The sequence below is a fragment of the Albidovulum sediminicola genome (assembly GCF_025751575.1).
Lineage (GTDB): Bacteria > Pseudomonadota > Alphaproteobacteria > Rhodobacterales > Rhodobacteraceae > Albidovulum > Albidovulum sediminicola.
On record NZ_JAOWLA010000004.1, the window covers coordinates 169,752 to 183,097 of the forward strand.

The following is a 13,346-nucleotide window of genomic DNA, read 5'->3' on the forward strand; positions in this document are numbered from 1 at the left end:
GGCAGGAGGGCGGGATGGATCGCCACGCCGTTTTGACGATCGTGCAGTCTTACCTGCGCGGGGCTTCCGGCGAAGGTGCCGACTTGCTCGATCACGCCTTGCATCCGGAGTTTCGCGCAGCGGGTTGGTATGACGGCCGCGAAACTTGGCCGTCGCGCCAGGACGTCTTGGCGCTCGCCGCGCCGCTCGAGGCGCCGAGCGAAGGTGCGGGTCCGGACTAGGTGCTGCACGATCAGGTCGTCGCGGGCGATACGGTCGTGGTTCGGATCGAAAGCCCCTGCAAGGGCGGGACATTCCGCGAGATCCTGACGCTCCTGCGGTCTGCCGGGCGCTGGCAGATCGCATTCAACGCCTTTGATGTGAGCTGAGGGCACGCCGGGGCGGCGCGGTCCCGTGTGGACAGTCGTTTCGGATGGGGCTAAACGGGTCCAAGCCCATTGTTTTCCGGACAAATAGCCCCATGGCCAGCCTGAACGATATCCGCTCGACCTTCCTCGATTTCTTCCGGCGCAACGACCACCGGATCGTGGAGAGCTCCCCGCTTGTTCCGCGCAACGATCCGACGCTGATGTTCACGAACTCCGGCATGGTGCAGTTCAAGAACCTTTTCACCGGGGTCGAGACGCGCGACTACAACCGCGCCTCCACGGCGCAGAAATGCGTGCGTGCCGGTGGCAAGCATAACGACCTCGACAACGTGGGCTACACCGCGCGCCACCACACGTTCTTCGAGATGCTAGGGAACTTCTCCTTCGGCGATTATTTCAAGGAACAGGCGATCCCCTATGCCTGGGACCTGCTGACCAAGGACTTCGGCCTGAACAAGGACCGGCTCCTGGTCACCGTCTACCATACCGACGATGAGGCGGCGAACATCTGGAAGAAGGTCGCGGGGCTGACGGACGACCGGATCATCCGCATTCCGACCAACGACAACTTCTGGATGATGGGCCCGACCGGCCCGTGCGGCCCCTGCACCGAGATCTTCTATGACCACGGCGACCATATCTGGGGCGGCCCTCCGGGCTCGGCCGAGGAGGATGGCGACCGCTTCATCGAGATCTGGAACCTCGTCTTCATGCAGTTCGAGCAGTTCGAGGACGGCACCCGCCGCGACCTTGCGAACCAGTCGATTGACACCGGCATGGGTTTGGAGCGGATCGGCGCGCTGCTTCAGGGCAAGCACGACAACTACGATACCGACCTGATGCGCAGCCTGATCGAGGCTTCGGCGCATGCGACCTCAAGCGACCCGGACGGCAAGGGCAAGATCCACCACCGGGTGATCGCCGACCACCTGCGCTCGACCTCTTTCCTGATCGCGGACGGGGTCATGCCCTCGAACGAGGGGCGCGGCTACGTTCTGCGCCGGATCATGCGCCGCGCGATGCGCCACGCGCATCTTCTGGGCGCGCAGGACCCGCTGATGCACCGTCTGGTCTCGGCGCTGGTCCGGCAGATGGGCGCGGCCTATCCTGAGCTTCAGCGCGCGCAGGCGCTGATCGAGGAAACGCTGAAGCTGGAAGAGACGCGCTTCAAGCAGACGCTGGACCGGGGGCTGAGGCTTCTGGATGATGAGCTTTCGAAGCTGGGTGAGGGCGCGCCGCTGCCCGGTGCCGCGGCCTTCCGGCTTTACGACACCTACGGCTTCCCGCTGGACCTGACGCAGGACGCGCTGCGCGAAATGGGGCGCACGGTCGATGTCGCGGGTTTCGACCACGCGATGGCAGAGCAGAAAGCCAAGGCGCGCGCCGCCTGGGCGGGATCGGGCGAGACCAAGGACGCACAGATCTGGTTCGACCTGGCCGAAGAGCACGGTCCGACCGAGTTTCTGGGATACGACACCGAGACCGCCGAGGGTCAGATCGTTGCCCTGGTGGCCGACGGCAGGGAAACCGGCGCTGCCGCGACGGGCGCCAAGGTGCAGATCGTCGTCAACCAGACACCGTTCTATGCCGAAAGCGGCGGCCAGGTCGGGGACACCGGCCTGATCCGGACCGATACCGGCCTGGCGACCGTCACCGACACCAAGAAGTCGGCCGGCGTTTTCATCCACATCGCCGAAGTCAGCGAGGGCGAGATCGCGCGCGGCCAGCCCGCGAAGCTGGAGGTCAGCCATGGCCGCCGGACCGCGATTCGTGCCAACCACTCCGCGACGCACCTTCTGCACGAGGCGCTGCGGCGCGCGCTTGGCGAGCATGTGGCTCAGCGCGGCTCTCTGAACGCCGAGGACCGGCTGCGTTTCGACTTCAGCCACTCCAAGGCGCTCAGCGAGGCGGAGCAGACCGCGGTCGAGGCTGAGGTCAACGAATACGTCCGCCAGAACATGCCGGTTGAGACCCGGATCATGACGCCGGACGACGCGCGTGGGCTTGGCGCGCAGGCGCTCTTCGGCGAGAAATACGGCGATGAGGTGCGCGTGGTCTCGATGGGCCGCCTTGGCGGATCGGGCAAGGGGACGGACGGCGCGACCTATTCGCTGGAGCTTTGCGGCGGCACCCATGTGACGCGTACCGGCGACATCGGCGCCTTCGTTCTGGTCAGCGATTCCGCGTCCAGTGCGGGGGTCCGGCGGATCGAGGGGTTGACGGGGCAGGCGGCGCTGAACTTCCTTCTGGATCGGGATCGCAGGCTTGCCGAGGCGTCGGTTGCGCTCAAATGCGGGCGCGATGACGTGCCGGTGCGCGTGAAGGCGCTGCTGGACGAGCGCAAGTCACTTCAGAACGAGGTGGCGCAACTGCGTCGAGAACTGGCCATGGGCGGCGGCGCCTCCGGTGGGCCAGAGGTCAAAGAAATCAACGGGGTAAAGTTTGTTGCTCAGGTGGTTTCCGGGGTGTCCGGAAAGGATCTTCCGGCGCTGGTCGATGAGTTGAAGGCGCGCGTCGGATCGGGTGCGGTGCTGGTTGTGGCCGACACCGGCGGCAAGGCCGCCGTCGCTGCCGGCGTGACGCAGGACCTGACCGCGCGGCTCTCGGCGGTGGAGATCGTCAAGGCCGCGGCCGAGGCGCTTGGCGGCAAGGGCGGGGGCGGTCGTCCCGACATGGCGCAGGCCGGGGGCGCGGATGCCTCGAAGGCCGACGACGCGGTGAAGGCCGCCGAAACCGTGATCGGAGGAATGAAATGAGCGAGACCAAGGGTGCTTTCTGGATCGCGCATGTGAAGGTGCTGGACGAGGAGCGCTACGGCAAGTACGCGGCCCTCGCCGGTCCGGCGATCGCCAAGCACGGCGGGACCTTCCTTGCGCGCGGTGGGCGCTATGTACAGCTTGAGGGCAACGACCGCCCGCGCAACGTGGTGGCGCGGTTCCCCTCGCTCGACGCGGCGGTCGCCTGCTACCATAGCCCGGAATACCAGGAGGCGCTGTCGCATGCGAAAGGTGCCTCCGAGCGGGATCTGATGGTGGTCGAAGAGGCCTGAAAGGGTTTCGAAACTTTTGGCGTAGAGGCTGAGCGAGACAAGGCCGAGGCATAGGGCATGACAGCCAGACACGGGGCGAGGGACTAGCGCGATGTGCCGCTGGGCAGCCTATACGGGCGCGCCGATCCTGCTGGAGGAGGTGGTCTGCCGCCCCGGCCATTCGCTGATCGAACAGAGCCACGGCGCCACGCAGAGCAAGACCGCCATCAATGCCGACGGTTTCGGCATCGCCTGGTATGGCGAGCGGCCAGAGCCGGGGTTGTTTCGCGATATCCTTCCGGCCTGGTCGGACCCCAACCTGCGCTCGATCACCGCGCAGGTCCGCTCCCGTCTGTTCTTGGCGCATGTCCGCGCCTCGACCGGTACCGCGACCAGCCGCAACAATTGCCATCCTTTCGCGGTGGGGCGCTGGACCTTCATGCACAACGGCCAGATCGGCGGCTTCGAGCAGCTCCGGCGTGAGGTCGACATGATGATCCCCGACGCGCTTTACCCCCAACGCAAGGGCGCGACCGACAGCGAGGCGCTGTTCCTCGTTGCGCTGAGCGAGGGGTTGGAGGACGATCCCAAAGGCGCGTTTGAACGGGCGGTGGGTCGGCTAGAGCGTTTGTCACGCGCGCGGGGCGCCGCGCCCCATATCCGGCTTTCGGCCGCCTTCAGCGATGGCAGGGCGCTTTATGCCTGCCGCTACGCGACCGACGACCATGCGCCGACGCTTTATCACCGCTGGTCCGACAGGTTTGGGGGCCGTGCGGTCGTTTCTGAGCCGCTGGAACTCGGTGAATGCTGGGACGCGGTCGCACCGGGCAGCTTCTGCGTCTTCGACGGCGAGACAGTCGAAACCTTCGACTTCACGCCGGTCCTAGACTGAGCGGTTCACCATAGAAAACGGGGGCCGCTGGGGCCCCCGTTCCGGTCTTATGCCACTTTGGCCTGGCGCTTGCGCTCATGCGGATCGAGGAAGCGCTTGCGAAGGCGCACGATCTTCGGCGTGACCTCCACCAGCTCGTCGTCCTGGACATAGGCGATCGCCTGTTCCAGGCTCAGCCGCACCGGGGGCGTCAGGCGCACCGCCTCGTCCGTCCCCGAGGCGCGGACGTTGGTCAGCTTCTTGCCCTTCAGCGGGTTGACCTCAAGGTCGTTGTCACGCGAATGCTCGCCGATGATCATGCCCTCGTAGATCTGTTCCTGCGCGCCGATGAAGAGCCGCCCGCGCTCTTCGAGGTTCCACAGCGCATAGGCGACCGAAACCCCGTTTTCCATCGAGATCAGGACGCCTTCGCGCCGGCCCTGGATCGCGCCCTTGTAAGGGGCCCAGCCGTGGAAGATGCGGTTCAGGACGCCGGTGCCACGTGTGTCGGTCAGGAACTGGCCGTGATAGCCGATCAGCCCGCGAGAGGGCACATGGGCGACGATCCGGGTCTTGCCCGCGCCAGCCGGGCGCATCTCAACCAGGTCGCCCTTGCGCTCGCCGGTCAGCTTGTCGATCACGGCGCCGGTGTATTCGTCATCGACGTCGATGATGGCTTCCTCGATCGGCTCCAGCCGTTCGCCGTTCTCCTCGCGCATGATCACGCGCGGGCGGGAGATCGACAGTTCGAATCCCTCGCGGCGCATGTTCTCGATCAGGACGCCCATCTGAAGCTCGCCGCGGCCCGAGACGATGAAGGCCTCGCCGCCCGGCGTGTCCTCGACGCGGATGGCGACGTTCATTTCGGCTTCCTTCATCAGCCGTTCGCGGATGACGCGCGACTGCACCTTGTTGCCGTCCTTGCCGGCCAGCGGGCTGTCGTTGATCCCGAAGGTAACGGAGATCGTCGGCGGATCAATCGGCTGGGCGGGAAGCGCCGCGTCAACCTCGGTCGCGCAGAGCGTGTCGGCCACGGTCGCCTTGGTCATGCCGGCCAGCGTCACGATGTCACCGGCCTGCGCCTCGTCCACGGCCTGCTGGGCAAGGCCCCGGAACGCGAGGATCTTGGTCACGCGGAACTGCTCGATCCGCTCGCCGGTGCGCGACAGCGCCTTCAGCGTCTCGCCGACCTTGAGCGTGCCGCTTTCGACGCGGCCCGTCAGGATGCGGCCGATGAACGGGTCGGCCGAAAGGGTCGTTGCCAGCATGCGGAAGGGTTCGTTCGCCCGCGCGATCTGGGCGGGGGCGGGCACGTGGCGCACCACCATGTCGAACAGCGCCGAAAGGTCCTTGCGCGGCCCTTCAAGGCTGTCGTCGGCCCAGCCTGCGCGGCCCGAGGCGTAGAGGTGGGGAAAGTCCAGCTGCTGATCGTCCGCGCCGAGGTTGGCAAAAAGGTCGAAGACCTCGTTCAGCGCGCGGTCGGGTTCGGCATCGGGCTTGTCGACCTTGTTCAGAACGACGATGGGCCGGAGCCCCAGCGCCAGCGCCTTGGAGGTCACGAATTTCGTCTGCGGCATCGGCCCTTCGGCGGCATCGACCAGCAGGACCACGCCGTCCACCATGTTCAGGATGCGCTCGACCTCGCCGCCGAAATCGGCGTGGCCCGGCGTGTCGACGATGTTGATGCGCGTGCCCTTCCACTCGACCGAGGTGCACTTGGCCAGAATCGTGATGCCGCGTTCGCGTTCGATGTCGTTGCTGTCCATGGCGCGTTCGGCCACGGCCTGGTTTTCCCGGAACGCGCCGGACTGCTTGAGGAGTTCGTCGACAAGGGTCGTCTTGCCGTGGTCAACGTGCGCGATGATCGCGATATTGCGGAGGTCCATGGGTCTGCCTTGATCCTGAGTTGGCGCCCCGATAGAGGAAATCCGGGCCAAAGGCTAGGGCCTTGGGCAAAAAGCCGGTCGCAGGGCGTCAGCCGAGTGGCTGGCCGATCTCCCTCAGCAGCTTCATCCGGATGGCCTGGGGGTATTCGGTGTGCCCCCGCGCTGTCATGACAAAGCCGCCGCGGCTGATCACGAAACTGCGGTAATAGACGGTGATCGACAGGCCGATGCTTTCGATGGCGATGGCGTTGATCTCGATGCCCGCGGCCAGTGCCCGCGACCGAAGCGGCGCCAGGGGCGCGCCCGCGTTCTGCGCACCGTCGCCAGAGATGTCGATGACCCGGCGGCGGCAATCGGCGACCGGGGTGAACTGGTCGGCGGCGAAGCCGATCGCCTCGCCCACCGCGGTATCAGCGCCCACGAAGGCCCGGGGAAGGGCGCGCACGCGTGCCGCAAGGGCATGGGCGTCGTCCGTGGTTTCGATAGGCTGCCAACCGACCGACAGCGCCTGCATTCCGCCGGCCGACCATTGCACCAGCGCGATCCGCGCGCGCGCCTGCACCAAAGCCTCCGCCACCGCCGGCTCGGAGAGGGCGTCAGCCGTGCCCTCCATCTGGATGCGGTATTCGCCCGCGTCGATGGAGCCCGACACATCGATCGCCAGCAGAAGTGCGACATCGCAGGCGCGCGCAGCGGGTGCGGTCAGGAAGCACAGCGAAAGGCAGAACGCGCGAAGGGCCGACATGCCCGATCATCGCCCCGCCGCTGGAATTCGGCAAGCGTGGTCAGCCCATCCGTTCCCCCGAGAGGAGGAGGAGAAGCGCGTCCTGTGGCAAAAGTCCTGCCTGCGCGAAGAAGGTGAGAAAATCGAAGCAGTTATAGGCCTCGGTGATCTTGTCCCCCTCGATCCGCATCATCACCTGGCCCGCCGCGCAGATGGGCTGGGTTCCCCCCGCCGCCAGGGCATGGACCGAGATCTGGGCCCAGAGCCAGTCGCCCACCTCCATCGAGCGGTCGATGGTGATGTCGAGGTTGCGCACGAGGGTCAGCAGCGCGGGCACGAGCGCCTTGAAATCCTCCGGCGTGACCTGGCCGTCCGGCATCAGCCCGTCGGCCCCGGTGCGCGGATCGAAATAGCGGTCGACCGCGTCGGGATCGGCCTCGATCCAGACCTGCCGGTACCAGTTCTGGAGGAATTCGACCTTGGTCATCATCGTCTGGCCCTCACGCCGCGCCTGGCACGACCGTAAGACGAGAAGATTTACAGGAGGTGAAGTGCAGGCTTCTGTTGCCAGGTGCCTGCGGACCCCGCCTTACGCGGCTAAGCGCAAGGACTTAGTTTCGGCGACCCGAACTGCTTACGCAGCCAGAGCCATTGCCGGAGCACGGTTGTTGTTGGCAACTGTACATTGTGGACCGATAACGGTGGTACCTCACCGAGACAAAGCAAACCCCTTTAGACGTTCGTCGATCCTATTTCGGCCCCTTCCTCCCCCAACAAGGGTATCTGGTGGAGCCGCCGGGTACCGCCCCCGGGTCCGATCCGCTTATTACGAGCGCGTTTATGTCCATAGCCCGGGCGAACCCGAACGCTGCGAATATAGGGCGCCCGCCCGCGCCCCGCAAGGCGCCGCACGCGCAACGAGGTATTTCGCAAAACGGCAAATCATCTTCGCTATGCGCAAAATCATCGATCCCCGCGCGGGTATAGTTTTCGCAGATACGGAGGATTCCCATGCCGCTTTCCATGAACCGCGAGGTTTTCATCACCTGTGCCGTGACCGGCTCCGGTGCGACTCAGGACCGCAGCCCGCATGTCCCGCGCAGCCCCGAACAGATCGCCAACTCGGCCATCGACGCGGCGAAGGCCGGTGCCGCCATCGTCCATTGCCATGTGCGCGACCCCGAAACCGGCAAACCCTCGCGCCGGGTCGATCTCTACCGCGAGGTGACCGAACGCATCCGCGAGGCCGATGTGGACGTGGTCCTGAACCTGACGGCGGGGATGGGCGGCGACATCGTCTTCGGCCCGACCGAAAATCCGATGCAGCTGAACACGCAAGGAACCGACATGATCGGCGCCTCAGAGCGGGTCGCGCATGTGGCCGAATGCCTGCCGGAAATCTGCACGCTCGACTGCGGCACGATGAACTTCGCCGAGGCCGACTATGTCATGACCAACACGCCCGGCATGCTCCAGGCGATGGGCCGGATGATGACCCACCTGGGCGTCAAGCCCGAGATCGAGGCCTTCGACACCGGCCACCTGTGGTACGCCAAGCAGCTTGTCGCGGACGGGATCCTCGACAGCCCCGCGCTGGTGCAGCTCTGCATGGGCGTGCCCTGGGGGGCGCCGAATGACCTCAACACCTTCATGGCGATGGTCAACAACGTGCCGTCGGACTGGCAGTGGTCGGCCTTCTCCCTCGGGCGCGACCAGATGGCCTATGCCGCGGCGGCGGTGCTGGCTGGCGGCAACGTGCGGGTGGGGCTTGAGGACAACCTCTGGCTCGGCAAGGGGCAGCTTGCGACGAACGCGCAGCTCGTCGAGCGCGCGGCGACCATCGTCGAGAACATGGGCGCCCGCGTGATCGGTCCGGACGAGGTTCGTGCCAAGCTTGGCCTGACCAAGCGCGCGCCTCAGGCGAAGTAAGCTTCGTGCCGACTGTCCTTTGCTACGGCGACAGCAACACGTTCGGGACGCCCCCCATGGCGTCCCTGAACGAGGACCGCCGCTTTGACCGGGCCACGCGCTGGCCCGGTGTCTTGGCGGCGGCGCTGGGGCCCGACTGGGACGTAATCGCCGAGGGGTTGCCCGGCCGCACGACCGTGCATGACGACCCGATCGAGGGCGCCCACCGCAACGGCTTGACGGTCCTTCCCGCCATCGTGGAAAGCCATCGGCCCATCGACGTCGCGGTGCTGATGCTGGGGACCAACGACCTCAAGCAGCGCTTCAGCCTGACGGGCTTCGACATCGCGCGTGGTGCGGGGCGGCTGGTCGAGGTCATGCTGGCCTCCGGCCACGTCCGGCAGGTCCTTTGGGTCTGCCCGTCGCCGGTGGTCGAAACGGGCTGCCTGGCGGAGATGTTCCAGGGCGCCGAGGCGCGGGGGCGGTCGGTCGCGGACTGGTCGCGGCAGTTTGCGGCCGAGCTGGGCGTCAGCTTCCTGGATGCCGGGACGCTCATCGCGGTCGATCCGCTGGACGGGGTTCACCTGAACGCCGCGGCGCATGGAATTCTGGGCGAGGCGATTGCGGCGCAGGTGCGCGCCTTGGCCAAGTCCGAAGGTAACTGACCGGCGCTCCGGCCCGAAGGGCCCGCGCTGGTAACAATCAGACGCCCGGACATCGGGCCAACCAACGGAAAGGACAGCGCAAATGGCGCGCAAGGCAGCGATTATCGGGGGCGGGGTCATCGGCGGCGGCTGGGCTGCCCGCTTCCTTCTGAACGGCTGGGACGTGGCGGTCTTTGACCCCGATCCCGAGGCCGAGCGCAAGATTGGCGAGGTCTTGGCGAACGCACGCAACGCGCTGCCCGCGCTTTCGGATGTGCCGATGCCGGCCGAGGGGCGGCTGAGCTTCGCCGACACCATCACGGAAGCCGTGGAAGGCGCTGAGTACATTCAGGAATCTGTCTCTGAACGGTTGGAGTTGAAGCACCGTGTCTTCGCGCAGATCCAGCAGGCGAGCCACGGGGCGCCCATCGGCTCCTCGACCTCGGGCTTCAAGCCGTCGGAGCTTCAGGAGAATGCGGCCGACCCCTCGGTCATCTTCGTTGCACACCCGTTCAACCCGGTCTACCTGCTGCCCCTGGCCGAGGTCGTGCCGAGCGCGAAGTCAGATGCAAAGGTGATTGAAAACGCAAAGGAAATCCTGCGTGAGATCGGGATGTTCCCGCTCCATGTCCGCAAGGAGATCGACGCCCATATCGCCGACCGCTTCCTGGAGGCCGTCTGGCGCGAGGCTCTGTGGCTCGTCAAGGACGGCATCGCCACGACCGAGGAAATCGACGAGGCGATCCGCATGGGCTTCGGTCTGCGCTGGGGGCAGATGGGTCTTTTCGAAACCTATCGCATCGCGGGCGGCGAGGCCGGGATGAAGCACTTCCTGGCGCAGTTCGGTCCCTGCTTGACCTGGCCCTGGACCAAGCTCATGGATGTGCCGGAGTTCAACGACGAGCTCGTGGACCTGATCGCAGGGCAGTCGGACGCGCAGTCGGGTAAGCATTCCATCCGCGAACTGGAGCGCATCCGCGACCAGAACCTGATCGGCTTCATGCGTGCGCTGAAGGAGCGCAACTGGGGCGCGGGCAAGGTTCTGCTGGAACATGACGCGCGCCGTCAGGCAGCCTTCCATGCCGATGCGGCGACACCCGCTGGCGCCCCGCTGGCGCTGGTCAACACGCAGGTTCTGCCGGGATATATCGACTATAACGGTCACATGACCGAAAGCCGATATCTCTACATCGCGTCAGATGTTTCGAACGCTTTCCTCGCGTTGATTGGGGCGGGAATGGACTATGTCTCGGCGGGCCACAGCTACTACACCGCTGAAACCCATATCATGCATCTGGGCGAGGCGAAGCTGGGTGACCGGCTGACCGGGACGCTTCAGGTCCTGTCCATGGATGAGAAGCGCCTGCACGCCATGATCCGCGTCCTGCGCGGCGATGAGGTCGTCGCCTCGCTTGAGCAGATGTTCCTGCACGTCGACATGAAGGCGGGCAAGGCCTGCGCGGCCGCGCCTGAGGTTCTGGAGAAGCTGCGACCCATCGCCAAGGCGCATGAGGCGCTCCCGCGCCCCGAGGCCGCCGGACGCTACGTCGGCCAGCGGAAGTGAGTGCGCGGGTCGTCATCACCGCCGGAGCCTCTGGCATCGGGCTGGCCATGGCGCGGGCGTTCCAGGCGCGGGGCGACCGCGTCTGGGTCACCGATGTCGATGAAGCGGCTTTGGCCGCGGTCCCGGACGGGATTGTGGCGGCGCGCGTCGATGCCTCGGACGACGCGCAGATGGGAGGCTTCTTCAAGGAAGTCAGTGCCCTGTGGGGCGGTCTTGATGTTCTGTGCGCCAATGCCGGGATCAAGGGACCGACCGCGGCGATCGAGGACATGGACCTCGCCCAGTGGCGTGACTGCCTGGCGGTCAATCTTGACGGGGCGATGCTGGCGGCGAAACACGCCACACCCCTGATGAAGGCCCAGCGGTCCGGCGTGATGACCTTCACCTCCTCGACCGCCGGGCTTTACGGCTTTCCCTATCGCGCGCCCTATGCGGCAGCGAAATGGGCGGTGATCGGGCTGATGAAGACGGTGGCGATGGAGCTTGGCCCCTTCGGCATCCGCGCCAACGCGATCTGTCCGGGCTCCGTCAACGGCCCGCGCATCGACCGGGTGTTCGAGGCGGAGGCGGCGGCCAAGGACATGACGCCCGACGCGGTGCGCGCGGGTTATGCGGCTGGCACGGCGCTCGGATTGCTTTCGGACGCCGAGGACATTGCCAATATGGCGGTTTTCCTGGCCTCCGAGGGCGCGCGGATGGTGTCCGGGCAGGTGATGACGGTCGACGGCTTCACCATCAACCCGGACCCGAAAGTATGAATGCAGCCCCCGCCAGACCATCCCGGCCCGGCGGGGGAGACGCCTTATTCCCCGCGGGGGAAGCGCTTGGAGTCCTCGAGGATGTTGAGGTCCATGTGGTTGCGCATATAGCGTTCGGAGGCTTTCTGAAGCGGCTGGTAATCCCAGGGGAAGTAGTTGCCGTTGCGCAGCGCCTCGTAGACGACCCAGCGGCGGGCCTGGCTTTGCCGCACCTCGGCATCGAAGCGGGCGAGGTCCCAACGTGCCTCGGACTTCGCCTTCAGCGCGGCCAGCGTGTCGGCATGGGCCGGGACATCGGCAAGGTTCGTCAACTCGTGCGGATCGGCCTCAAGGTCGAAGAGCTGGTCGGGGTCCAGCGCGCAGCGGTTGTACTTCCAGCGCCCGTCGCGCAGCGAGACGAGCGGCGCGTAGGAAGCCTCAGCCGCGTATTCGATCATCACCGGCGCGGTGCGCGCCTGACCGCCCATCAGCGGCAGAAGGCTTTCGCCGTCGGTCCAGGGCATGACTTCGTCCATGCTGACGCCGGCCAGGTCGCACAGCGTGGGGGTCACGTCGATGGTCGAAACCGGCGTGTCGATGCGGCGCGCCTCGGCCGAGCTTCCCGCGATCATCAGCGGCACGCGGGCGGAGCCTTCGAAGAAGTTCATCTTGAACCACAGCCCGCGTTCGCCCAGCATGTCGCCATGATCGGACACGAAGAGGATCACCGCCTCCTGCCGGGTGGTTTCCAGCGCCTCCAGAATCCCCGCAATCTTGTCGTCGAGGTAGGAGATGTTGGCGAAATAGGCGCGGCGCGACCGGCGGATGTCGTCCTCGGTGATGGTGAAGTTCTTCCAATCGTTGGCGTCGAAGATACGCTTGGAATGGGCGTCATGCGCCTCATAGGGCATCGCCGGAACCTCGGGCAGCAGGTGCTCGCAGTCCTCGTACAGGTCCCAGTACTTCTTGCGCGCGACGTAGGGGTCGTGCGGGTGGGTGAAGCTGACGGTCAGGCACCAGGGACGTTCGTCGCCGCCGCGCGCCAGGTCGTAAACCTTGCGGGTGGCGTTGTAGGCGACCTCATCGTCGTATTCCATCTGGTTGGTGATCTCGGCCACGCCCGCGCCGGTGACGGAGCCCATGTTGTGATACCACCAGTCGATGCGCTCACCCGGCTTGCGGTAATCGGGGGTCCAGCCGAAGTCGGCGGGGTAGATGTCGGTGGTCAGCCGCTCCTCGAAGCCGTGAAGCTGGTCGGGACCGACGAAATGCATCTTGCCCGACAGGCAGGTCTGGTAGCCCGCGCGGCGCAGGTGATGGGCGAAGGTCGGGATGTCAGAGGCGAATTCGGCCGCGTTGTCGTAAACCCGTGTGCGCGAGGGAAGCTGGCCCGACATGAAGGACGCGCGACCCGGTGCGCAAAGGGGCGAGCCGGTGTAGGTGTTGGCGAAGCGCACCGAGCGTGCCGCCAGCGCCTTCAGCGTCGGCGCGTGCAGCCAGTCCGCCGGGCCGTCGGGAAACAGGGTTCCGTTCAACTGGTCCACCATCAGGATCAGGATGTTCGGCTTCTGGGACATCGGGGCTCTCCTTGTTCGTTTGCGGCACAGCAGACAGCG

General features: G+C 66.0%; 13 protein-coding genes and 1 other RNA gene. 9 read left to right on the forward strand and 5 right to left on the reverse strand.

The annotated features are described in order from the left end of the window. Positions 1 to 14: 14 nt before the first annotated feature. The 5 genes from OE647_RS06105 to OE647_RS06125 all read left to right on the forward strand — a co-directional run bounded on the left by OE647_RS06105 (position 15) and on the right by OE647_RS06125 (position 4,288). Positions 15 to 221: a hypothetical protein gene (locus OE647_RS06105; RefSeq protein ID WP_263720815.1), complete on the forward strand. Its 207-nt coding sequence runs from the start codon at positions 15 to 17 to the stop codon at positions 219 to 221. Then, entirely contained in the window at positions 222 to 368 is a 147-nt protein-coding gene (locus OE647_RS06110; RefSeq protein ID WP_263720816.1) for a nuclear transport factor 2 family protein, read from the forward strand. It abuts the gene before it with no gap. A 92-nt stretch (positions 369 to 460) separates the two neighbouring features. Then, the gene (alaS, locus tag OE647_RS06115; protein WP_263720817.1) at positions 461 to 3,124 is read left to right on the forward strand and encodes an alanine--tRNA ligase; all 2,664 of its coding nucleotides are present in this window, start codon (positions 461 to 463) and stop codon (positions 3,122 to 3,124) included. Continuing rightward, positions 3,121 to 3,417 carry a DUF1330 domain-containing protein gene (locus OE647_RS06120; RefSeq protein ID WP_263720818.1) on the forward strand — a complete coding sequence of 99 codons (297 nt, stop codon included), beginning with the start codon at positions 3,121 to 3,123 and terminating at the stop codon, positions 3,415 to 3,417. Before alaS ends, OE647_RS06120 begins: the two co-directional genes overlap by 4 nt. A 91-nt stretch (positions 3,418 to 3,508) precedes the next feature. Beyond that, the gene (locus tag OE647_RS06125; protein WP_263720820.1) at positions 3,509 to 4,288 is read left to right on the forward strand and encodes a class II glutamine amidotransferase; all 780 of its coding nucleotides are present in this window, start codon (positions 3,509 to 3,511) and stop codon (positions 4,286 to 4,288) included. 47 nt (positions 4,289 to 4,335) lie between these two features. Here the strand turns inward: OE647_RS06125 and typA are convergent, their stop codons facing one another. From typA to ssrA, 4 genes are all read right to left on the reverse strand, one after another. Next, a complete protein-coding gene (gene typA, locus OE647_RS06130) occupies positions 4,336 to 6,153 on the reverse strand; it encodes a translational GTPase TypA (RefSeq protein WP_263720822.1) in 1,818 nt (605 codons plus the stop codon). A gap of 88 nt (positions 6,154 to 6,241) precedes the next feature. Then, positions 6,242 to 6,898 (reverse strand): DUF1194 domain-containing protein, encoded by a 657-nt coding sequence (locus tag OE647_RS06135; protein WP_263720824.1) that lies wholly within the window; start codon positions 6,896 to 6,898, stop codon positions 6,242 to 6,244. A gap of 40 nt (positions 6,899 to 6,938) precedes the next feature. After that, a complete protein-coding gene (locus OE647_RS06140; protein ID WP_263720825.1) occupies positions 6,939 to 7,367 on the reverse strand; it encodes an ester cyclase in 429 nt (142 codons plus the stop codon). 60 nt (positions 7,368 to 7,427) lie between these two features. After that, positions 7,428 to 7,783: a transfer-messenger RNA gene (gene ssrA, locus OE647_RS06145) on the reverse strand. A gap of 105 nt (positions 7,784 to 7,888) precedes the next feature. On the opposite strand from ssrA, the gene OE647_RS06150 reads away from it, so the two are divergent. From OE647_RS06150 to OE647_RS06165, 4 genes are all read left to right on the forward strand, one after another. Next, complete coding sequence (locus OE647_RS06150; RefSeq protein WP_263720826.1) at positions 7,889 to 8,806, forward strand: beta-keto acid cleavage family enzyme; 918 nt, start codon at positions 7,889 to 7,891, stop codon at positions 8,804 to 8,806. Between the two features lie 5 nt (positions 8,807 to 8,811). Next, a complete protein-coding gene (locus tag OE647_RS06155; RefSeq protein ID WP_263720827.1) occupies positions 8,812 to 9,450 on the forward strand; it encodes an SGNH/GDSL hydrolase family protein in 639 nt (212 codons plus the stop codon). An 82-nt stretch (positions 9,451 to 9,532) separates the two neighbouring features. Then, a complete protein-coding gene (locus OE647_RS06160; RefSeq protein WP_263720828.1) occupies positions 9,533 to 10,993 on the forward strand; it encodes a carnitine 3-dehydrogenase in 1,461 nt (486 codons plus the stop codon). Beyond that, positions 10,990 to 11,751 (forward strand): SDR family oxidoreductase, encoded by a 762-nt coding sequence (locus OE647_RS06165; RefSeq protein WP_263720829.1) that lies wholly within the window; start codon positions 10,990 to 10,992, stop codon positions 11,749 to 11,751. The genes OE647_RS06160 and OE647_RS06165 overlap by 4 nt, the downstream gene beginning before the upstream one ends. Before the next feature lie 44 nt (positions 11,752 to 11,795). On the opposite strand, the gene betC is transcribed toward OE647_RS06165, so the two are convergent. Continuing rightward, a complete protein-coding gene (betC, locus tag OE647_RS06170; RefSeq protein ID WP_263720830.1) occupies positions 11,796 to 13,307 on the reverse strand; it encodes a choline-sulfatase in 1,512 nt (503 codons plus the stop codon). Positions 13,308 to 13,346: the final 39 nt, after the last annotated feature.

Coding starts and splice junctions, on each gene's coding strand:
- OE647_RS06105 (WP_263720815.1), top strand. CDS start 15: ATGGATCGCCACGCCGTTTTGACGATCGTGCAGTCTTACCTGCGCGGG.
- alaS (WP_263720817.1), top strand. CDS start 461: ATGGCCAGCCTGAACGATATCCGCTCGACCTTCCTCGATTTCTTCCGG.
- OE647_RS06120 (WP_263720818.1), top strand. CDS start 3,121: ATGAGCGAGACCAAGGGTGCTTTCTGGATCGCGCATGTGAAGGTGCTG.
- OE647_RS06125 (WP_263720820.1), top strand. CDS start 3,509: ATGTGCCGCTGGGCAGCCTATACGGGCGCGCCGATCCTGCTGGAGGAG.
- typA (WP_263720822.1), bottom strand. CDS start 6,153: ATGGACCTCCGCAATATCGCGATCATCGCGCACGTTGACCACGGCAAG.
- OE647_RS06135 (WP_263720824.1), bottom strand. CDS start 6,898: ATGTCGGCCCTTCGCGCGTTCTGCCTTTCGCTGTGCTTCCTGACCGCA.
- OE647_RS06140 (WP_263720825.1), bottom strand. CDS start 7,367: ATGATGACCAAGGTCGAATTCCTCCAGAACTGGTACCGGCAGGTCTGG.
- OE647_RS06150 (WP_263720826.1), top strand. CDS start 7,889: ATGCCGCTTTCCATGAACCGCGAGGTTTTCATCACCTGTGCCGTGACC.
- OE647_RS06160 (WP_263720828.1), top strand. CDS start 9,533: ATGGCGCGCAAGGCAGCGATTATCGGGGGCGGGGTCATCGGCGGCGGC.
- betC (WP_263720830.1), bottom strand. CDS start 13,307: ATGTCCCAGAAGCCGAACATCCTGATCCTGATGGTGGACCAGTTGAAC.